We start from the raw sequence: 19,982 nt of genomic DNA, 5'->3' as shown, positions 1-19,982 counted from the left end.
CACTTTTATGAAAGTGAATTTATGGAAAACAATAACGTACCGAAACACCTTTATTTTTACTCAGTTGGTCTGAGTTATAAAAAAGCTGATGCTGAGGTTAGAGGTCAATTTAGTTTGGACGCCGTTGCGAAAACTCGCCTGCTGGAACAAGCTAAAAACGATGGAATAGAAAGTTTACTAGTTACTTCAACTTGCAACAGAACTGAAATCTACGGTTTTGCTGAACATCCATTTCAATTAATAAAACTTATCTGCGACAACAGCAACGGTTCTGTTGATGCTTTTCAAAAAGTTGGTTTCGTTTACAAAAATCAAGAAGCAATAAATCATTTATTTCGTGTAGGAACTGGTTTAGATAGTCAAATCTTAGGCGATTTCGAAATTATATCTCAAATTAAAACTAGTTTCATTCATTCAAAATCTTTAGGTTTAGCGAATGCTTTTATGGAAAGACTAGTAAATGCCGTTATTCAAGCGAGTAAAAGAATTAAAAACGAAACGGAAATTAGCTCTGGCGCTACTTCGGTTTCTTTTGCATCGGTACAATACATTCTTAAAAATGTTGAAGATATCAGCAACAAAAATATTTTACTTTTTGGAACTGGAAAAATCGGAAGAAATACATGCGAGAATTTAGTAAAGCATACTAAAAACGAGCACATCACTTTAATAAACCGTACTAAAGATAAAGCAGAGAAATTAGCAGGAAAATTAAATTTGATTGTTAAAGATTATTCTGAATTGCATTTAGAACTTCAAAAAGCCGATGTTGTAGTTGTTGCAACAGGAGCGCAAAACCCAACAGTTGACAAAGCCATTTTAAATCTTAAAAAACCTTTGTTGATTTTGGATTTATCGATTCCGAAAAACGTTCATGAAAACGTTGAGGAATTAGAAGGTGTAACTTTAATTCACATGGATTATTTGTCTCAATTGACAGATGAAACTCTAGAAAACAGAAAATTACACATTCCAGCAGCTGAAGCAATCATCGAAGAAATCAAAGAAGAATTTGTTACTTGGATGAAAGGCAGAAAATTTGCTCCTACAATTAATGCTTTAAAAGAGAAACTAAACGCTATTAAAGCTTCGGAACTAGATTTTCAAAGTAAAAAAATCGCCGATTTTAATGAAGAGCAAGCTGAAATCATCAGTAACCGAATCATTCAGAAAATCACTACACATTTTGCCAATCATTTAAAAGACGACAATACCATGGTTGATGAAAGCATCGAATGGATCGAGAAAGTCTTCAAAATAAAAGCATCTTAAAATTTAGTTTTACCATTAAGAGATTAAGAAAATTAAGTCCAAGCTTTGTCAAGAGAATTAAGTCAAACAATTTTTGACACAAAGCTTAATTAACTTAATGTCTTAATGGTGAAAAAACAATAATACATTCTATGACAAAAAAAGAGGTAACACAATTGGCTTATGAAATTACTGGTTTTGCTATAAAAGTGCACAAAGCTTTAGGACCTGGACTTTTGGAAAGCATATATGAAAAGTGCCTCAAATATGAATTAGAACGAAACGGATATGATGTAAAACAACAATTATCTGTTAAAATTGATTATTATGATCTTGAATTTGAATCTGATTTAAGAATAGATTTACTTGTAAATGATTGTGTAGTTGTTGAATTAAAAGCAATAGAAAACCTATTACCAATTCATGAAGCACAATTATTAACTTATATGAAATTATTACAGAGACCACAAGGTTTATTAATCAATTTCAACACAACAAACATTACAAAATCAATGAAACCTCTTGTGAATGATCATTTTGCAAGATTAATAGATTAAATTTAACCATTAAGATATTAAGAAAGTTAAGCTTAATTTTCTTGACAAAGATTGACTTAATTCTCTTAATGCCCTTAATGGTAAAAAACAAAAAATGGCAGAAAAAACAATCAGAATAGGAACGCGCGATAGCGAATTAGCACTTTGGCAAGCACATACTGTCGAGAAAAAGCTAAACGATTTAGGTTATAAAACTTCAATTGTGGCTGTTAAATCTCAAGGTGATATTATTCTGGACAAACCTCTTTATGAGTTAGGAATTACCGGAATTTTTACCAAAACGCTAGACATTGCCATGATCAATGGCGATATTGATATTGCAGTGCATTCTATGAAAGATGTTCCAACGGCTTTGCCAAAAGGTATCGTTCAAGGTGCAGTTTTACCAAGAGCCAATGTTTTGGATATTCTAGTACATAAAGGAAATCCTGATTTTATAAATCCAAGTACCATAGCGACCGGAAGTTTACGTCGTCAGGCGCAATGGTTCAACAAATACCCAAATCATACGGTCGTTGACTTACGTGGAAACGTAAATACACGTATGCAGAAACTTCAAGACAATGACTGGGACGGAGCTGTTTTTGCAGCTGCAGGTTTAGAGCGAATTAACCTCAAACCAGAAAACTTCATCAATTTAGATTGGATGATTCCAGCGCCGGCACAAGGAGCAATGCTTGTTGTGGCAATGGAAAATGACAACTATACTTTGGATGCGCTTTCTCAGTTAAATGATATTGAAACTGAAATCTGTACGCATATTGAACGTCAGTTTTTAAGAACTCTTGAAGGCGGATGTACAGCGCCAATTGGAGCTTTGGTTACATACAATGAAGATGAAGACACTTTGCATTTTCGAGGCGTTTTGCTTTCTATTGATGGAAAACAAAAATTGGAAATTGACAAAACGGTTGACATTTCAGAATGGAAAAAACTAGGTTTTAACTCCGCGCAAGAGATTTTGAATAATGGAGGAACGGAGTTAATGCAGAAAATCAAAGAATCTCTGAAGAAATAATGGCAAAATCAGTTCAAATACTATCTACTAAAATATTATCTCCACTTCATAAACAAGAGTTGATGAAATATGGCGTCGAATTAATTGAAGCCGATTTTATTAAAACCGAAAACAAGGCTTTCGAATTAAAAGACCTTAACGAGAGTCTGATTTTTACAAGTCAAAATGCCGTTCATAGCGTTTTATCTGACCCAAAATCAGAGGAACTAAAAAAGAAAAACGTGTACTGTGTTGGTCTTAAAACCAAAACTTTATTGACAGACAACGGATTCAATGTTATTGCTTACACTGGCTATGCTTCTGATTTAGCTGAAATTATCACTTTGATTTATGGAAATGAAAGTTATACTTTTTTCAGCGGAAACCTTAGGAGAGATACTTTGCCGGAAGCTTTAAAAGAAAACGGAATTAAATTCAATGAAATTGAGGTTTACGAAACTACGCTGCAACCTCAGAAAATAAAAGCAAATCCCGAAGCGATTTTGTTTTTTAGTCCGTCTGGAGTTAAAAGTTATCTGAAACACAATACCATAAATAAACAAATCTGTTTCTGCATTGGTGATACTACCGCAGAAGCTTTAAATAAAATCACGAAAAACATCATCATTGCAGATCAGCCAACAATCGAGGACGTGATCGAAGATGTAATTCACGAATACAAATAAAAACCTTTGCAACTTTGTCACTTTGCGACTTTGCACCTAAAATAAAAAAACAATGTTAAAAAACGACCTATTTTTAAAAGCATTAAAAGGAGAAACAGTTCAGCGTCCGCCGGTATGGATGATGCGTCAGGCAGGAAGATATTTACCAGAATTTAGAGAACTTCGCGATAAATATGATTTTTTTACACGTTGCGAAACTCCAGAATTAGCAGCTGAAATTACAGTTCAGCCAATTCATAGAATTGCTCCAGATGCTGCGATTTTATTCTCAGATATCTTAGTAGTTCCAAGAGCTATGGGAATTCACGTAGAATTGAAAGATAATTTAGGTCCGATTATTCCAGATCCAATTCGTACAATGGAACAAGTAAATCAAGTTATTGTTCCAGATGTAAATGAAACTTTAGGTTATGTATTTGACGCTGTGAAATTGACTAAAGAAATGTTGAATGATGAAGTTCCGTTAATTGGTTTCGCTGGTTCGCCTTGGACAATTTTTTGTTATGCTGTGGAAGGAAAAGGTTCTAAAAGTTTTGATACTGCAAAAGGATTTTGCTTTTCAAACCCGGTTGCAGCGCATACTTTATTGCAAAAAATCACAGATACAACAATTCTATACTTAAAAGAAAAAGTAAAATCGGGAGTAAACGCCGTTCAGATTTTTGATTCTTGGGGAGGAATGCTTTCTCCTGTTGATTATCAGGAATTTTCTTGGAAATACATCAACCAAATTGTTGATGCTTTAGCTGAAATTACTCCGGTTATTGTTTTCGGAAAAGGATGCTGGTTTGCTCTTGGCGAAATGGGTAAAAGTAAAGCTTCTGCATTAGGAGTTGACTGGACTTGTTCGGCTAGAAATGCTCGTTACTTATCTGGTGGAAACATTACTTTACAAGGAAATTTTGATCCGTCAAGATTACTTTCTCCGATTCCGACTATCAAGAAAATGGTTCACGAAATGATCGACGAGTTCGGAAAAGACAAATATATCGTAAATTTAGGTCACGGAATTTTACCAAATATCCCTGTAGATCACGCAAAAGCGTTTATTGACGCGGTGAAAGAATACGGGAATTAGTACTTAGTTTTCAGTCGCGGTCGCAGTATTCAGTTTTATTCTGAGGCTGGAAACTGCGACTGAAAACTTTAAACTCAAAAATATGCTTGCAAACCTAAATCTCAACAGAAACTCACCGTTTTCATTTATCGAATACGGATTTCAGGCGTACTACGCTTATGTGTTTTTGATGGTTTGGACGCATCCAGAATTGCACCCAGTAAGTCTTATAAATGACTTAGCGGTTTTGATGGCTTTTGAGTTTATAATGGTGCATTCAGGAGTTTTCATGGCAGTTATGCCAAAAAAATGGTCGCTTTTTGTGTTTTTCCCACTCTACGGATTATTTGCCTACTCTTTTAATGAATCCGTAGTTAATACTAACATTCTCTATATTTATCTGCTTACGGTTTTAAATAGAATGCGATTTGCCTTTTCAAATGTAGCGCCAGAAGTCAGAATCTATCAAATGGGAAAATCTGCAGCAAAAGCGGTTTTCTACTTTTTCCTAATCCTAGCGGTTTGCATTGGAAATTCTATAGTACCTCCATTCGGATTAACACAGGAATTTTTAGAAAAATCACATTATTTCCAAACCGTCAAATCAAGCGGGTTATTTATAGAAAAGCCTTATGTGCCAATCTGTATGGGATTTATTTATTATGCTTTGCCTGTTTTGTATTTTGTTTATCGAATACTAAAAGGTTTTGGAAAAAAGGAATCTTCTCAAAATGGAAAATTAATTTTTAGCCGAACAACTGTCAAATCGAATAAATTCTAAATTATGCTAAATAAAGGCTTACGAGACGAAGAAAAAATAAGAATTGATAACGTTCTCAAAACGTTACGAACTCTTGTTTTTGTGCCTTATCCTTTGGATGATTTACAAAAGACAGAAATTGAAAATCAACTAAAAGAATTCGCTTTAAACATTGAAACTTTAGTCGATTATTCCAATGAGGATTTAATCACATTATTAATGCGCCTTCATCTTGATTGGGATCAATTAGAACAATTTGCTGATATTTTAATTGAATTTTCTAAAACCGAAAGTTATAATTTTTCAGAAAAAGCATTAGCGGTTTATCAATATATTCAGCAAGAAAGCAAGGTTTTTTCTTTTGGAATAAATACTAAAATCGCATCTTTAAAAAACAACCGCATATGAGTTTTATAGATTGGAAAACAGATCGAATTGAGAACGTTCTTTCTGAGGAGTTTTACAAACTAATCGACAAGAATAAAAATCATATAGGAAAAACATTTCCTGTAACACTAGCTAATTCTGACTCACCAGAAAAAGCAGAAAATTTTATCTCAGTTAATAAAAACAAGGAAAGAAATAGCGAAGGATATTATTTCTTCGCCCGAGACATCAAAACAAATAATCTAATTGGTTATTTATGTGTAAAAACTATCGATTATCGTATTTCAAAATGTGAATTAGGTTATTTTATCGATGAGGATTTTCAAGGAAAAGGAATTACTTCAAAAATGGTTTCAGAAGCACTTGAATTTTGTTTTGATGAATTAAAAATGAATAAAGTTTTCATTTGTACATCAGAAGTAAATTTAGCAAGTCAGCGAATCGCTCTAAAACATAATTTTAAACAAGAAGGAATTTTAAGGGACGAATTTAGAAATGGTGACGGCACTTTGCAAAACACCGTTTATTTTGGACTTCTTAAATCAGAATATATAAAATCATGAAAGACAAATTTTACGCATACATACAAAACTTACAAGACCAGATTTGCGCTGGATTAGAAGCCGTTGATGGAACAACAAAATTCCGTGAAGACTTATGGAAACGTCCAGAAGGCGGTGGCGGGAGAACTCGCGTCATTGAAAACGGAACGGTTTTCGAGAAAGGCGGTGTAAACATTTCGGCCGTTCATGGAAAACTTCCTGAAACAATGCAGAAAATGTTTGGTGTTGGCGAAGCCGATTTCTTTGCCTGCGGATTAAGTTTAGTACTGCATCCAAAAAACCCTATGGTTCCTACCGTACACGCTAATTGGCGATATTTCGAAATGTATGATGAATCTGGAAAAGTAATCGAACAATGGTTTGGCGGCGGACAAGATTTAACGCCTTATTATTTGTTTGAAGAAGACGCAATTCACTTTCATCAAACATGCAAAACAGCTTGTGACAAACATAATCCAGAGTTTTATCCTAAATATAAAAAACAATGCGATTCGTATTTCTGGAACGCACACCGAAATGAAGCCCGTGGACTTGGCGGTTTGTTCTTTGATTATTGCAAAGCAAATGAGCAAATGTCTATGGAAAACTGGTACGATTTTGTAACTGAAGTTGGTAATAGTTTCCTGGAAGCTTATGTTCCAATTGTAGAAAGAAGAAAAAACCTTTCTTATACTCCAGAGCAAAGAACCTGGCAGGAAATCCGTCGCGGGCGCTATGTGGAGTTTAATCTGGTTCACGATAAAGGCACTTTGTTCGGTTTAAAAACCAACGGAAGAATCGAAAGTATTTTAATGAGTTTGCCTCCGCATGTGCAATGGGTTTACGATCATCATCCAGAAGTTGGAAGCGAAGAAGAAAAATTGATCCATGTATTGGCAAATCCTCGTGAGTGGGTTTCGTAGCTTAAAAATTTGTTTAATTTGATAATTATATGTCGCCCCTCTGGGGCTTCTTTCTTTTTGTTGTCAATTCAATTACTATAAATATTTTGCTCCGCTGGAGCATTTTTATATACGACTAGTTCCTGTAAAATGTTAGAGTATTATTAAAGAAGCTTCGGAGAAGCAAAATATTTATAGAACAATTTACATCCCCTAGCATAAAGCCCCAGAGGGGCGACATATTTTCTATACCACAAAAAAAACAATACTTATCCTACAAATTAAAATTATTAATTAGCTTTACTCATTATAATTTTAATTAAAAAAATGGCAGACACTTACTCTCAATTATATATTCAAATTGTTTTTGCTGTAAAAGGAAGGCAGAACTTAATTTCCAAAAATTGGAAAAATGAGATTTATAAATACATTACGGGAATTATTACCAATCAGAAACAAAAACTGATTGCAATAAACGGAATGCCAGATCATATTCATATCTTAGTTGGAATAAAACCAAATGTTTCAATATCGGATTTGGTACGAGACATTAAATCAAGTTCATCCAAATTCATAAATGAACAAAAATGGATAAACGGAAAATTCGAATGGCAGACTGGTTTTGGTGCTTTTTCGTATGGTCATTCACAATTAACACCTGTAATAAAGTATATTGAAAACCAAGAAGAGCATCATAAAACCAAAACGTTCAAAGAAGAATATATCGCATTTCTAAAAATATTTAATATTGATTTTAAAAATGAATATCTGTTTGATGATGTTTAATTTATGTCGCTCCTATGGAGCTTCAAATCTTATTCGATTATTATAATTGCTATAAATATTTTGCTTCTCCGAAGCATTTTTAAATACCACATGATCTTGAAACTGATTTACGCCACATTCTTTATCAGCTTTTTTGGGTGTTTTGCCCAAAAAGATTCCCTGCAAAATCCGTATTTTAAATCATATAATGATAAAATTACTGCTAGTATTTATTATCTAGATACTTCCAATAGTTTTCAGATTGCTTCAGATAATACCGATCCGAAAACATATGTAAATCTAATTCCGAATCGAAGAGAACAAATCGGTTTTACTTTAAATTATAAAATCATTGATATCACAATTGGTTTTGCTCCCAAATTTCTAAGTCAGAATAAGGGCGATTCTCATTCGAAGAATTTTAATTTCAATACCCGTTTTTACTTAAAAAAATGGATGCAGTCGTTCACTTTTATCAATCAAAAAGGATTTTATATTAGTGATGACAACATTACAGCACAATTGCCCAATATGCGTACCACAAAAATTGGCGGATCGACTGCTTATGTTTTTAATGATAAATTCTCTTTTAAAACATTGGTAAGCCAAAACGAATGGCAAACTAAAAGTTCTGGAAGTTTTATTCCGACTTTCTCTTTTTATTACACCAATTTAGATTTAAATACTCCCGATTCGTCGGCTGGAGATATTTATGTTTTAACGCTGGCCCCTTCCTATTTTTACAATTTCGTAATTAGTGATCGCGTCTTAATTGGCGCTGGACTCGCTTTGGGTGCCGGAATTAATATTATTGACGGCGACACCTCTGCTTTATATCAAGCAGATTTCAATTTGAAATTGGCTTATAACAAAGATCGTTTTTTTGGTTTTGCCAGTCTTAACACAATTGGTTTTGCGCAAGATGACAAAGTCGATCCGCGATTGAATGATAATATTTCTACTCTAAAACTGTCTGTTGGGTATCGATTTGATCCTCCTAAAAAAGTAAAAGAAGTTTACGATAAGGTGAATGTAAAAATTGGTCTTTGATAAAATCTTAATCTGAAATAAACAGCCAAGAGGATAAAAATGCTTAAATTACAGAGATTTATGAAAAACTAAAATTCATTATTATGGGAAATAAAAACACAGAACAATTAAATCTCATGCATTCTGGAAAAGGATTTATTGCAGCATTAGATCAAAGTGGCGGAAGTACGCCTAAAGCACTTTTACAATATGGAGTGGCAGAAAACCAATATACAAACGATGAAGAAATGTACACTCTTGTACATGAAATGAGAACTAGAATTATTAAAAGTCCTGCATTTGACAGCCAATATATTCTCGGTGCCATTTTGTTTGAAAACACAATGGATCGTAAAATCGACGGACAGTGGACAGCAGATTATTTATGGGAGAAAAAACATATTATTCCTTTTTTGAAAGTAGATAAAGGTCTTGCAGAAACTGCAAATGGCGTACAACTAATGAAACCCATTTCTGGCTTAAACGAATCGCTTGATCGGGCTGTTGAACGTAATATCTTTGGAACTAAAATGCGTTCTGTAATAAAAGAAGCCAATCCCGAGGGAATACGAGATGTTGTTGCCCAGCAATTTGAAGTGGGAAAACAAATTTTCAGCAAAGGTTTAATTCCAATTATAGAACCTGAAGTTGATATTTACAGTCCTGATAAAGAAAAGTCCGAACAGATTCTGAAACAAGAAATCCAAAAACAGCTTAATGAATTGGATAAAGAGGTAAAAGTAATGTTGAAACTTTCAATTCCGACCGTAAACGATTTTTACAAAGATCTTATTTCAGATCCTCATGTGGTTCGTGTTGTAGCGCTTTCTGGTGGCTATTCACGCGAAGAAGCAAATCAAAAACTCTCTCAAAACCAAGGATTGATTGCCAGTTTTTCTAGAGCATTGTCTGAAGGATTAACCGCAAATCAGTCTGATGAAGATTTTAATGCTGAATTAAAAGAAACCATCAAAGGTATTTATCAGGCTTCAATTACTTAGAAAACATAAAAAAATCCCTGAAGCAATATTGTTTCAGGGATTTTTCTTTTCAATTATTTAGAAGTCATTTCTTCGGCTAAATCCAATGTCTGTAGAATAATGTTTTTATCAGATTTAAAAGAGTTTAGTTTAAAAACAAATTTCAATTTATTGTCGATTAGCTTTTTAGGAGATTCAATAGAAATATCTGAAAACTGAGCCGAAATTTTAGTCATTCGATCCAATTCTGAATCTTTTGCTTTTTTGCCAAATGTTTTCACGGTTTTCGCAAGATCTAGTTTTCCAGAAATATAGTTTTTACTCAAATCTTTCTTTGTGTCTTTTGCAAAAGATCCTTTTCCAGAACCAAAATAATCTTTTGTGTTAGCAACAATTACTACATCTTTGTCTTTTGCAATAAAAATATCACCATAATCTTGTGTACCTGCAACAATATATGAATTTCCGTTTGGGATCAATACTTTTTTGCGAACACCCAATTGCAATAATTTATCTCCAAATGTTGGATGCGTAGAAGTAAAAATCACAGAAAATAGCGGAACATCTTTTTTCACTTTTTCTTCCGTTATTGTTTCTTCATAATTTTCGTCATAACCGTATTTTTTGCTCAATACCTCAACTTCTTTCACATCGTATAAAAAAGCGCTTAAATCACCGTCAAAAAGCTTTGCTGTTGCTTCTTCGTCAACTATTGTAGAAATCAAATCTGTAATTAGTGTAATATCTTCTTTGGCAAATTTTGGATTTTGAAATAATTCTGACATCAATGACGGAAAATTTTCAAGCGCTGCTTTTGTATTCGCATGATATGAAATGTAGCCTAAAGGTTTTTCCGCAGGAAAATAATTAAAGATATTTCTGTTGATTTTTCTATCGCTGATTTTGCTTACAACACTTGCAATTTCTGGAGCATATTCAATCACTTCTTCAATTCGTGAATTATCATTATCAAAATAAAAATCCAGATTGATGCCTTTTACAAAATTCCCAAAGTTCTTCTGCATCGGCAAGTATTTATCATAACCTCCAAATAGTGCTAAAGGATAATTGTATAGCGAATAAAAACTCGACATAAGTCCGCCATAATTTACCCAAGTCGAAATATCTGCCGAAGCATTTATTTTTGAAAAACTTGGCGCTGTAAAACCATTATCAAATAAACCTTTTATAATTTGGCTTTGTTGTTCTGCTAGTTTTTTATCAAATTCTGCCTGCTCTACGGTATATTCTTCATACGGATTTCCATCGTACAGATAATCTTGGTCTGTTGTTTCTACTGATCCAGCTGGTGCTTCAACGGCTATTGGTTCGTCTCGCATTACAGACGGTTCGGCTATTTTTGGCGGATTTGGTGCTTCTTGTACTCCGTATACTGGCGGAGCATCTACAATTACCGTTTCTTCATACGGCTCTGAAATTCCTATTGAATCGTTTAAAACAGGAGGTCCGTCTGGAGAAGCATAAAATTTATTAGGAAGTCTTTTTGTCAATTCAAATATGACCAAATAATTATCATTCCACACAAATGATCTCTTTAAACCGCTTGGTGTAAAAACAGCATATTTTCCAAATTCTTCAATTGTACTATTCTTTCCGTTTGCACCTTGTTTTTCAATCAGATATTGTCTTACTACTTCTTTGTTTTTTATCGGAATGGTAACTTGATAAAACGGAACGCTATCTAAGAAATTCCCATGAACCGTAATTTTTTGATCTAATTGAATGATCGAAGTATATTGACGAAGATCAAAATCAGGTTTTTTACTAGTGTATCTAGTAATAATTGAGTGGTTCAGCACTTCGTTTATGTTTACTTTCTTCGAAAGCTGATTTCCGTTAAACTGAACAAAATAATCGTATTTGTCTGGACTCGTTTGTCCAAAAGTAAAATAGGCGGTAAATAGAAAAACTAGAGTGTAAAAGTGCTTCATAAAATCAAGGCGTTAATTGGATGGTATTATTCATTAAGGTCGATTTCTTAAATACGCTGTACATACTTTGTTTTAAAAAAACCGTTTTTTTATTTTTTGAAATTTGACTGTTTGTATTATCAACAGACAAAATATCTTTATCGAAAGTATAAATAGAAATAATTCTGGCTTCTTCCAGATCTTTCTTTTTCTTTGGGTCATTTACTATTTTTTCGGGAATTGGATACGAGGCAATTCTTTCAAAAGTTTTACCGCTTCCGCTAAAGTGAATCTGATCGCGCTGATTGTTTATCGTATTTACAACTGCGTTTAACGCTTTTAAATTGGCATAATTAAGTTTGATAATGAAAACGTAATTCTGAAAATCTGTTTTTGTAACAACATTTGAAATTCCATCAATCTTCAACGCTTTTTCTTTAAAATCATTAAGTTTCGCGGTAATTTCCTGTTCGTTCGGAATTTTCACACCATCAACTTCTTCCAACCAAATAGCCGATTTGGTCTTAAACCAGGATTTCGAAAAGTCGACCATCAGCGTATATTCACCACTTTGATCGTCGTGATGTTTGATTCTTTCGGTAATCTCAAAACAGCTCGTTAAGAGCAGACAGCATAATAAAGCGAGAATTTTCTTCATTTTACAAATTTAGATGGAATATTCTGAAAAACCATGCTTTGGCTCAAACAATAAAAAATCTAAATTTTTAGATAATATTAACGGATTCTGAGGCAAGCTAAACGCCTTATTCTGTTCCTTTTTCTTTAACTTTGCGCCACCTATTAAAGTAAGGTAAACTTCAAAAAAATAAAAAAACAACTGCAGTTTTAGAATACAGATTTATGAATCTGATTTCAAATTCAGATCAAAATCTAAAATCTAAAATTTTAAATCTAAAATTATATGTTCCCATTACAAAGAGGCAGAAGATTAAGAGTAAATGAATCAATTCGTTCTTTAGTTCGTGAAACCAGTTTAAGTCCATCGGATTTTATGTTTCCAATGTTTATTGCTGAAGGAGAAAATGTAAAAGTCGAAATTCCGTCTATGCCTGGAATTTTCAGAAGATCTATAGATTTAACGGTTGAAGAAGTAAAAGAACTTTATGATTTAGGAATTCGCGCTGTAAATATTTATGTAAAAGTTAGCGAAAATCTAAAAGACAATACTGGAAAAGAAGCTTGGAATTCTAACGGATTAATGCAACAAGCTATTCGTGCCATAAAAGCTGCTTGTCCAGAAATGATCGTTATGCCAGATGTGGCTTTAGACCCGTATTCAATTTATGGTCATGACGGAATCATAAAAGATGGCGATGTAGAAAATGACAGCACAGTTGATGCTTTAGTAAAAATGGCCGTTTCGCACGCAGAAGCTGGTGCCGATTTTGTTGCGCCAAGTGATATGATGGACGGACGCGTTTTACGCCTTCGCGAAGGTTTAGATGCGGCAGGATTTCAGAATGTTGGAATTATGAGTTATTCTGCTAAATATGCTTCAGCTTTTTACGGTCCATTTAGAGATGCTTTAGATTCTGCTCCAAAAGAAGCTGATGTTGTGGTTCCAAAAGACAAAAAAACATACCAAATGGATTATGCCAACCGCATCGAAGCAATTAAAGAAGCTTTGTCTGACGTAGAAGAAGGCGCAGATATGGTTATGGTAAAACCAGGAATTGCTTATTTGGATATTGTTCGCGAAATAAAAAATACTGTACATGTTCCTGTAACTGTTTATCAGGTTTCTGGAGAATATGCTATGATTAAAGCGGCATCTGAAAGAGGCTGGCTGGATCACGACAAAATTATGATGGAACAGTTAATGTGCATCAAACGTTCGGGCGCTAATCTTATTTCGACATACTTCGCAAAAGAAGCTGCAATTTTATTAAACAAATAAGATGATCGTCGATAAACAAAATGCTTCTCATTATTTATGGGGAGACAATTGCGACAGCTGGGTTTTGGCAGATACTGAAGGTTTATCTGTCAAACAAGAAAGCATGCCAAGCGGAACCAAAGAAAAACTGCATTTTCATAATCATGCTCAGCAGTTCTTTTTCATTCTAAAAGGCACAGCAACTTTTTATCATAGAGAAAAAACTGAAATTGTAAATGCAAATCAAGGTTTGTTGATTGAAGCGAAAACACAGCATTATATTGCCAATGAAAACCAAGAACAATTGGATTTTTTAGTGATATCGCAGCCATCAACAAATAACGACCGAATTACAATTGAATAAAATCTAAAAACATGAAAAAGGTATTATTCCTATCTGCAGTTTTAGCATTAGCTTCTTGCAAAAAAGAAACTTCTGAGTCAACAAACGCAGCAACCGAATCTGTTTCTGAAGGCGAATCGGCGAAGGCTAAAAGTCCAGAAGAATTGGGAAAACAGCTTTTTGAAGGAGCTGGAAATTGTTTTGCTTGCCATCAGCCAGATCAAAAAGTAGTTGGGCCAAGCATTAAAGAAATTGCCAAAATCTATAAAGACAAAAATGGCGATATTGTTACTTTTCTGAAAGGAAATGCAGAACCAATTGTTGACCCAAGTCAGTTTGAGGTTATGAAAACCAATTTTGCGATAACACAGGCTATGTCTGATGAAGAATTAAAAGCAATTGAAGCTTACATCTACAGTCATTTGAAATAATTGACTTTTATCTCATAAAAAAAGGCGCTTTTATCAAGCGCCTTTTTTAGTATTATAAAAATTTATGATTACCAGATTTTAACTCGTTTTTCTGGTTCAACGTACATTTTATCACCTTTCTTAATATCGAAAGCTTTGTAGAAAGCATCAACATTCTGAATTGGCACATAAGCTCTGTACATTCCTGGTGAGTGCGGATCTGTTTTTACTTGGTTTTTAATTGCTTCATCTCTTGTTTTTGTTCTCCAAACGGTAGCCCAAGAAATAAAGAATCTTTGCTCAGGAGTAAATCCGTCAATTAAACCTGGGTCTCCATGTTGCTTCAAATACAATTGCAAACCATCGTAAGCTGCATTAATTCCTCCCAAATCTCCAATGTTTTCACCCAATGTAAAATGACCATCAACGTGAATGCCTGGCAATGGCTCAAGAGCACTGTATTGATTTGCCAAATCGTTTCCTAAAGTGGTAAACTGTTTCAAATCATCTTCTGTCCACCAATCTACTAAATTTCCTTCAGCATTGTAACGTGCTCCAGAATCATCAAATCCGTGAGAAATCTCGTGTCCGATTACCGCACCAATTCCACCATAATTAACTGCTTCATCAGCTTGATAATTATAGAAAGGTGGCTGAAGTATTGCAGCTGGGAATACAATTTCGTTATAAGATGGATTGTAATAGGCGTTTACTGTCTGAGGAGACATATGCCACTCTGTTTTATCAACTGGTTTACCCAATTTTTCAATGCCTTTTTGGAAATTCCATTTTGCAATGTTTTTATTATTCTCAAAATATGTTCCGCCTTCAGCAATACTTTTGATCGTTAATGCAGAGTAATCTTTCCATTTGTCAGGATATCCAACTTTTATGGTAATTTTATTCAACTTTTCGATTGCCTTAGCTTTTGTATCTGTAGACATCCAAGTCAAATTGTTTATACGGTTTTGGTAAGCCGTAATAACGTTATGAATCATGTCAAGCGCTTTAGTTTTTGCTTCGGCAGGAAAAACTTTCTCTACATACAATTTACCAAGTGCTTCTCCAACATTGCGATTTACGACTGCAAGCCCTCTCTCATCTGCAGGAAGTTGTTTAATTGCTCCTCTTAATGTTTTACTATAAAAATCAAAATTAGCATTATCAATTGCTGTTGTCAACTTAGTTGCAGAATTGTTTAACAGATCCCATTTTAAGTATTCTTTCCATTGTGCAACTTTGTTTTCTTTGAAAACAGTTTCTAAAGCTGTCATATATTTAGGCTCAGACACAATTACACTTTCTAATTTAATGATTCCTAAACCAGCAAAATATTCGTTCCATTTGATCGATGGAGTTAGCTTTTGAAGTTCAGCAATTGTCATTGGATTGTATTGCAAACGACTGTCTCTTCTTTCAACTCTGTTTAATCTTGGTTGCGACAACTCTGTTTCAAGAGCTAAAATTTCAGCAGCGCTTTGTTTTGCTTTTTCTGGAGATTCTCCAATAAACTGAAGCATTCTCGCAACATGCAATTCGTATTTTGCACGTTTCTCTTTCGAATCTTTATCGTCAGAAGTATAATAATCTTTATCAGAAAGTCCTAATTCGCTTGGACCTAAATTTACAGAGTTTTTAGAACTGTCTTTATCATCAGCTCCAATGTAAATTCCGAAAAATCCAGCATTTCCTTCTTTTTCCATTTCAACCAAATATTTCTGAACATCAGCAATGTTTTTAATTGCATCGATTTTTTTCAGATAAGGTTTTAAAGGCTCGATTCCTCTTTTATTTCTTCCAATAGAATCTAAATAAGTATTGTACAGGTTAATTGCTTTTCCTTGATCTGTATTAGATTTGTACTTTGGATTTTTTGAAGCATCTTGCAAAACTGCCATTACATCTTTGTCAGTTTTTTTAATCAGTTCATTAAAACTTCCCCAAGTCGTACGATCACTTGGAATTTCTGTTTTTTCTAGCCAAGTACCGTTTACATATTTGAAAAAATCCTGACTTGGACTAATTTTCGTATCCATATACGAAACATTGATACCCGGTTCCTTTGGAGCATTTTGTGCCTGGGATGCAGTAATTGCAAACATTGCAGATATCACACCAAACACAGGTTTAGCAAATTGTTTTTTCATAAAAAATTATAGTTTAAGGGAAAATACAAACATATTGTTATTATTTCAAAAATTGTGTTAAAATTCTAACTGCAAAGTCAAAAAGACAGATAAATTTCACAAATAGAAAATTAGCACTGAGGTATTTGTCTACAATACTTAGTAAAAGTTACAAAAGCCTGTTAAAAAAATAATTCAGTAAAGTTTTTAAAATCTGCTTTTTGTATTTTTGCGCCAAATTATTTTTATGAAATCGCTTTTATACAAATACCGCAAATTCTTTATTGTTTTAATAGTATTTTCGGTTGTTACGATATCTTTGTTTTACTCTGCATTAAAACCAAAAAAGACACTTCCAATTTACAATCCTGCCGATGTAAATCCTGAATTGGTTGATAGTACCGTTCAGTATAAAAGCAAGTACCACACCATTGCCGATTTCTCTTTCATCAATCAAAACGGAGATACCATTACTCAGAAAAATTACGAAGGAAAAATTTACGTTGCCGATTTCTTCTTTACAACCTGCGGATCTATTTGTCCAAAAATGACAACTAATCTAGAAGAAGTTCAAAAAGCCGTTTTAAATAATCCGAAAGTAATGCTGTTGTCTCATACTGTTTTTCCAGAAGTAGACAGTGTTTCGGTTTTAAAAGAATATGCTATAAAACATCATGTTGTAGACAGCAAATGGAATTTGGTTACTGGCGATAAAAAAGAAATCTACACTATGGCCAGAAAATCATACTTGGCTGTTAAATTAGGAAGACCAGATCAGCTTTATGATATGGTGCATACCGAGAATTTTGTTTTGGTCGATCAAAAACGCCGCGTTAGAGGTTTTTATGATGGAACAAATAAAGAAGATGTAAAACGCCTTTTAGAAGACATCGAATTCTTGTCTCAAGAGTAAAATCCCTTATTTTTAGAAACATTTAGCATTTGTCGAAGTGTTAAATGCCTTGAAATAAAGAATAATTGCCTACTTTTGCAATCTAAATTCAATCTAAATAAGCTTGCAAAATACAATACACACTCTGAAAAAAGGCGAAAAAGCCATTATCAAAGATTTTGATATCGATCTTATTCCACTTAAATTATTAGAAATGGGTTGTCTTCCTGGCAGCTTAGTTGAATTGCTTCAAGTTGCACCTTTTGGCGATCCGTTATATTTAGATATTAATGGTTCTCATGTTGCAATTCGTATAGAAACAGCTCGTGAAATTGAAGTTGAACTTATCAAAACCAATTTGTAATGAGTGTTCAGAATATTAATGTTGCCCTTATCGGAAATCCTAATACAGGAAAAACTTCTGTTTTCAATCAATTAACAGGTCTTAACCAACAAGTCGGAAATTATCCTGGAATTACGGTTGAGAAGAAAATCGGATTTTGTAAATTACCAAATAACGTAAAAGCGAATATTCTAGACCTACCCGGAACGTATAGTTTGAACGCAAGTTCGATGGACGAAAGTGTGGTAATCGAGCTTTTGTTAAACAAAAACGATAAATTATATCCAGATGTAGCAGTTGTTGTAACAGATGTCGAAAATCTGAAACGAAATCTGCTAATCTACACACAGATAAAAGATCTTGAAATTCCAACGATTTTGGTCATCAACATGTCAGATCGTATGGAACGCAAAGGAATCTCTTTAGATATTCCGCATTTAGAAGATAAACTAAAAACAAAAATTGCTTTAGTAAGTTCGCGTAAAGGTTTAGGAATTGAAGAATTAAAAGAACTAATTGTTTCTTATAAAACACTTCCGAGTGAGCCTTGTTTAAATGCCTCTGTAATTGATCCAGAATATTTTGAAAAATTACAAAAAGCTTTTCCAAACCAGTTAATGTACAAATTATGGCTGGTAATTACGCAAGATGTCAATTTTTTGAATTTAGATCGAAATGAAATCAGAAGCACATTTACCAAATCGCATTCAGAATTAAAGCGCTTACAGCAAAAAGAAACGATTAAAAGATATCAGTTTATCAATGATGTTTTAAAAGAAGGTTTAAAGGTCGATGCTTCAATGGCAAATGATATTCGTGCAAAACTGGATCGCGTTTTAACTCACAAGGTTTGGGGCTATTTCATTTTCTTTGCTATCTTATTTTTGATTTTCCAATCAATTTTCAGCTGGTCAACTATTCCGATGGATTTCATTGACAGCACTTTTGCTTCATTAAGCAGCTGGGTTGCAGAAGAATTGCCAAGCGGTATTTTAACCGATTTACTTTCGCAAGGAATTATTCCGGGAATTGGCGGAGTCGTTATTTTCATTCCGCAAATTGCCGTATTGTTCTTATTCATTTCGATTTTAGAAGAGAGCGGATATATGAGCCGCGTAGTGTTTTTGATGGATAAAATCATGCGTAAGTTTGGACTTTCAGGAAAAAGTGTCGTGCCTTTGATTTCTGGAACAGCTTGTGCGATTCCGGCAATTATGGCAACTAGAAACATTGAAAACTGGAAAGAACGTCTTATTACGATTTTAGTAACGCCATTTACTACTTGTTCTGCTAGATTACCCGTTTATGCCATTATTATATCGCTTGTTGTTCCTAGCAAACGTGTTTTCGGATTTCTAAATGTTCAAGGATTAACACTAATGGCGCTGTATGTTTTAGGCTTTTTTGCCGCAATTTTATCTGCCTATATTTTGAATAAAGTTTTAAAATTAGAATCTAAAACTTATTTTGTGGTTGAAATGCCAAGCTATAAAATGCCTCTTTTCAAAAACGTCGGAATCAATGTGGTAGAAAAAACGAAAGCATTTATTGCTGGAGCAGGAAAAATCATTCTTGCCATTTCGATTATATTATGGTTCTTGGCTTCTTACGGACCAGGAAAAGAATTCAACGAAGCAGAAACTATTGTAAAAGAAAGATTTGCCAATACAACTTTAGACGAAACACAATTTGAAAATGAAGTTAATTCTCAAAAATTAGAGAATTCATATATCGGATTAATGGGACGCGCGATTGAACCAGTAATTCAGCCACTGGGTTACGATTGGAAAATCGGAATTGCCTTGATTAGTTCGTTTGCTGCGCGTGAAGTTTTCGTTGGAACTTTGGCGACTATTTACAGCGTTGGAGATACTGACAACGAATCGACCATAAAAAGCAAAATGCAAGCAGAAGTTCGCCCAGATACTGGAAAGAAAGTATTTGACTTTGCAACGGGAATTTCTTTATTGTTATTCTATGCTTTTGCTATGCAATGTGCCAGTACATTGGCCATTACAAAAAAAGAAACCAATTCCTGGAAATGGCCTGCAATGCAGTTAGTTTTCATGAGCGGATTGGCCTATTTTGCCGCATTAATTGCGTATCAACTTTTAAAATAAAAAAGTT

21 protein-coding genes are annotated in these 19,982 nt (G+C 33.9%); 18 read left to right on the top strand and 3 right to left on the bottom strand.

Translation table 11 applies throughout. The annotated features are described in order from the left end of the window. Nucleotides 1-21: 21 nt before the first annotated feature. From hemA to JC605_RS04880, 12 genes are all read left to right on the top strand, one after another. Complete coding sequence (gene hemA / locus JC605_RS04935; RefSeq protein ID WP_198855129.1) at nucleotides 22-1,272, top strand: glutamyl-tRNA reductase; 1,251 nt, start codon at nucleotides 22-24, stop codon at nucleotides 1,270-1,272. A gap of 131 nt (nucleotides 1,273-1,403) precedes the next feature. After that, entirely contained in the window at nucleotides 1,404-1,808 is a 405-nt protein-coding gene (locus tag JC605_RS04930) for a GxxExxY protein (protein WP_089053462.1), read from the top strand. Nucleotides 1,809-1,902: 94 nt separating this feature from the next. Then, a complete protein-coding gene (gene hemC / locus JC605_RS04925) occupies nucleotides 1,903-2,826 on the top strand; it encodes a hydroxymethylbilane synthase (protein ID WP_198855128.1) in 924 nt (307 codons plus the stop codon). Continuing rightward, entirely contained in the window at nucleotides 2,826-3,491 is a 666-nt protein-coding gene (locus JC605_RS04920) for a uroporphyrinogen-III synthase (protein ID WP_198855127.1), read from the top strand. The genes hemC and JC605_RS04920 overlap by 1 nt, the downstream gene beginning before the upstream one ends. A 52-nt stretch (nucleotides 3,492-3,543) precedes the next feature. Then, complete coding sequence (hemE, locus tag JC605_RS04915) at nucleotides 3,544-4,569, top strand: uroporphyrinogen decarboxylase (RefSeq protein WP_198855126.1); 1,026 nt, start codon at nucleotides 3,544-3,546, stop codon at nucleotides 4,567-4,569. Nucleotides 4,570-4,651: 82 nt separating this feature from the next. Then, entirely contained in the window at nucleotides 4,652-5,329 is a 678-nt protein-coding gene (locus JC605_RS04910) for a hypothetical protein (RefSeq protein WP_198855125.1), read from the top strand. Between the two features lie 3 nt (nucleotides 5,330-5,332). Beyond that, nucleotides 5,333-5,716, top strand: a complete 384-nt coding sequence (locus tag JC605_RS04905) for a hypothetical protein (RefSeq protein WP_198855124.1) — start codon at nucleotides 5,333-5,335, stop codon at nucleotides 5,714-5,716. Next, complete coding sequence (locus JC605_RS04900) at nucleotides 5,713-6,258, top strand: GNAT family N-acetyltransferase (protein WP_198855123.1); 546 nt, start codon at nucleotides 5,713-5,715, stop codon at nucleotides 6,256-6,258. The genes JC605_RS04905 and JC605_RS04900 overlap by 4 nt, the downstream gene beginning before the upstream one ends. Further along, complete coding sequence (gene hemF / locus JC605_RS04895) at nucleotides 6,255-7,160, top strand: oxygen-dependent coproporphyrinogen oxidase (protein ID WP_198855122.1); 906 nt, start codon at nucleotides 6,255-6,257, stop codon at nucleotides 7,158-7,160. The genes JC605_RS04900 and hemF overlap by 4 nt, the downstream gene beginning before the upstream one ends. Nucleotides 7,161-7,466: 306 nt before the next feature. Then, nucleotides 7,467-7,925, top strand: a complete 459-nt coding sequence (gene tnpA / locus JC605_RS04890; protein ID WP_198855121.1) for an IS200/IS605 family transposase — start codon at nucleotides 7,467-7,469, stop codon at nucleotides 7,923-7,925. A 90-nt stretch (nucleotides 7,926-8,015) separates the two neighbouring features. Then, nucleotides 8,016-8,954 carry a DUF4421 family protein gene (locus JC605_RS04885; RefSeq protein WP_198855120.1) on the top strand — a complete coding sequence of 313 codons (939 nt, stop codon included), beginning with the start codon at nucleotides 8,016-8,018 and terminating at the stop codon, nucleotides 8,952-8,954. An 83-nt stretch (nucleotides 8,955-9,037) separates the two neighbouring features. Continuing rightward, nucleotides 9,038-9,934: a fructose bisphosphate aldolase gene (locus JC605_RS04880; RefSeq protein ID WP_198855119.1), complete on the top strand. Its 897-nt coding sequence runs from the start codon at nucleotides 9,038-9,040 to the stop codon at nucleotides 9,932-9,934. 53 nt (nucleotides 9,935-9,987) lie between these two features. Here JC605_RS04880 and JC605_RS04875 read toward each other — a convergent pair whose 3' ends face one another. Together JC605_RS04875 and JC605_RS04870 are read right to left on the bottom strand one after the other, a co-directional pair. Beyond that, nucleotides 9,988-11,865, bottom strand: coding sequence for a hypothetical protein (locus JC605_RS04875; RefSeq protein ID WP_198855118.1), 1,878 nt, complete (start codon nucleotides 11,863-11,865; stop codon nucleotides 9,988-9,990). A 4-nt stretch (nucleotides 11,866-11,869) separates the two neighbouring features. After that, nucleotides 11,870-12,502 (bottom strand): hypothetical protein, encoded by a 633-nt coding sequence (locus JC605_RS04870; RefSeq protein WP_198855117.1) that lies wholly within the window; start codon nucleotides 12,500-12,502, stop codon nucleotides 11,870-11,872. A gap of 264 nt (nucleotides 12,503-12,766) precedes the next feature. Here JC605_RS04870 and hemB point away from each other — a divergent pair, with 264 nt between their 5' ends. From hemB to JC605_RS04855, 3 genes are read left to right on the top strand one after another with little or no spacing between them, the layout of a single operon-like run. Next, nucleotides 12,767-13,762: a porphobilinogen synthase gene (gene hemB, locus JC605_RS04865; protein ID WP_198855116.1), complete on the top strand. Its 996-nt coding sequence runs from the start codon at nucleotides 12,767-12,769 to the stop codon at nucleotides 13,760-13,762. Nucleotide 13,763: 1 nt separating this feature from the next. Then, entirely contained in the window at nucleotides 13,764-14,105 is a 342-nt protein-coding gene (locus tag JC605_RS04860; protein ID WP_198855115.1) for a cupin domain-containing protein, read from the top strand. 11 nt (nucleotides 14,106-14,116) lie between these two features. Further along, a complete protein-coding gene (locus JC605_RS04855) occupies nucleotides 14,117-14,515 on the top strand; it encodes a c-type cytochrome (protein WP_198855114.1) in 399 nt (132 codons plus the stop codon). A 68-nt stretch (nucleotides 14,516-14,583) separates the two neighbouring features. Here JC605_RS04855 and JC605_RS04850 read toward each other — a convergent pair whose 3' ends face one another. Beyond that, nucleotides 14,584-16,641: a M13 family metallopeptidase gene (locus tag JC605_RS04850; RefSeq protein WP_198855113.1), complete on the bottom strand. Its 2,058-nt coding sequence runs from the start codon at nucleotides 16,639-16,641 to the stop codon at nucleotides 14,584-14,586. A 226-nt stretch (nucleotides 16,642-16,867) separates the two neighbouring features. Between JC605_RS04850 and JC605_RS04845 the strand changes: the two genes are divergently transcribed. From JC605_RS04845 to feoB, 3 genes are all read left to right on the top strand, one after another. Further along, on the top strand, nucleotides 16,868-17,533 hold the full coding sequence (locus JC605_RS04845) for an SCO family protein (protein WP_198855112.1): 666 nt from the start codon (nucleotides 16,868-16,870) through the stop codon (nucleotides 17,531-17,533). Nucleotides 17,534-17,636: 103 nt separating this feature from the next. Then, nucleotides 17,637-17,876, top strand: a complete 240-nt coding sequence (locus JC605_RS04840) for a FeoA family protein (RefSeq protein ID WP_008465698.1) — start codon at nucleotides 17,637-17,639, stop codon at nucleotides 17,874-17,876. Beyond that, on the top strand, nucleotides 17,876-19,975 hold the full coding sequence (gene feoB, locus JC605_RS04835) for a ferrous iron transport protein B (RefSeq protein ID WP_198855111.1): 2,100 nt from the start codon (nucleotides 17,876-17,878) through the stop codon (nucleotides 19,973-19,975). The genes JC605_RS04840 and feoB overlap by 1 nt, the downstream gene beginning before the upstream one ends. The last annotated feature ends 7 nt before the right edge of the window (nucleotides 19,976-19,982 follow it).

This window comes from Flavobacterium sp. IB48 (assembly GCF_016405855.1).
GTDB lineage: Bacteria > Bacteroidota > Bacteroidia > Flavobacteriales > Flavobacteriaceae > Flavobacterium > Flavobacterium ginsengisoli.
The sequence above is the reverse complement of the archived record's forward strand: the minus strand, read 5'-3'. Positions and strand labels throughout refer to the sequence as shown.

Coding starts and splice junctions, on each gene's coding strand:
- hemA (WP_198855129.1), top strand. CDS start 22: ATGGAAAACAATAACGTACCGAAACACCTTTATTTTTACTCAGTTGGT.
- JC605_RS04930 (WP_089053462.1), top strand. CDS start 1,404: ATGACAAAAAAAGAGGTAACACAATTGGCTTATGAAATTACTGGTTTT.
- hemC (WP_198855128.1), top strand. CDS start 1,903: ATGGCAGAAAAAACAATCAGAATAGGAACGCGCGATAGCGAATTAGCA.
- JC605_RS04920 (WP_198855127.1), top strand. CDS start 2,826: ATGGCAAAATCAGTTCAAATACTATCTACTAAAATATTATCTCCACTT.
- hemE (WP_198855126.1), top strand. CDS start 3,544: ATGTTAAAAAACGACCTATTTTTAAAAGCATTAAAAGGAGAAACAGTT.
- JC605_RS04910 (WP_198855125.1), top strand. CDS start 4,652: ATGCTTGCAAACCTAAATCTCAACAGAAACTCACCGTTTTCATTTATC.
- JC605_RS04905 (WP_198855124.1), top strand. CDS start 5,333: ATGCTAAATAAAGGCTTACGAGACGAAGAAAAAATAAGAATTGATAAC.
- JC605_RS04900 (WP_198855123.1), top strand. CDS start 5,713: ATGAGTTTTATAGATTGGAAAACAGATCGAATTGAGAACGTTCTTTCT.
- hemF (WP_198855122.1), top strand. CDS start 6,255: ATGAAAGACAAATTTTACGCATACATACAAAACTTACAAGACCAGATT.
- tnpA (WP_198855121.1), top strand. CDS start 7,467: ATGGCAGACACTTACTCTCAATTATATATTCAAATTGTTTTTGCTGTA.
- JC605_RS04885 (WP_198855120.1), top strand. CDS start 8,016: ATGATCTTGAAACTGATTTACGCCACATTCTTTATCAGCTTTTTTGGG.
- JC605_RS04880 (WP_198855119.1), top strand. CDS start 9,038: ATGGGAAATAAAAACACAGAACAATTAAATCTCATGCATTCTGGAAAA.
- JC605_RS04875 (WP_198855118.1), bottom strand. CDS start 11,865: ATGAAGCACTTTTACACTCTAGTTTTTCTATTTACCGCCTATTTTACT.
- JC605_RS04870 (WP_198855117.1), bottom strand. CDS start 12,502: ATGAAGAAAATTCTCGCTTTATTATGCTGTCTGCTCTTAACGAGCTGT.
- hemB (WP_198855116.1), top strand. CDS start 12,767: ATGTTCCCATTACAAAGAGGCAGAAGATTAAGAGTAAATGAATCAATT.
- JC605_RS04860 (WP_198855115.1), top strand. CDS start 13,764: ATGATCGTCGATAAACAAAATGCTTCTCATTATTTATGGGGAGACAAT.
- JC605_RS04855 (WP_198855114.1), top strand. CDS start 14,117: ATGAAAAAGGTATTATTCCTATCTGCAGTTTTAGCATTAGCTTCTTGC.
- JC605_RS04850 (WP_198855113.1), bottom strand. CDS start 16,641: ATGAAAAAACAATTTGCTAAACCTGTGTTTGGTGTGATATCTGCAATG.
- JC605_RS04845 (WP_198855112.1), top strand. CDS start 16,868: ATGAAATCGCTTTTATACAAATACCGCAAATTCTTTATTGTTTTAATA.
- feoB (WP_198855111.1), top strand. CDS start 17,876: ATGAGTGTTCAGAATATTAATGTTGCCCTTATCGGAAATCCTAATACA.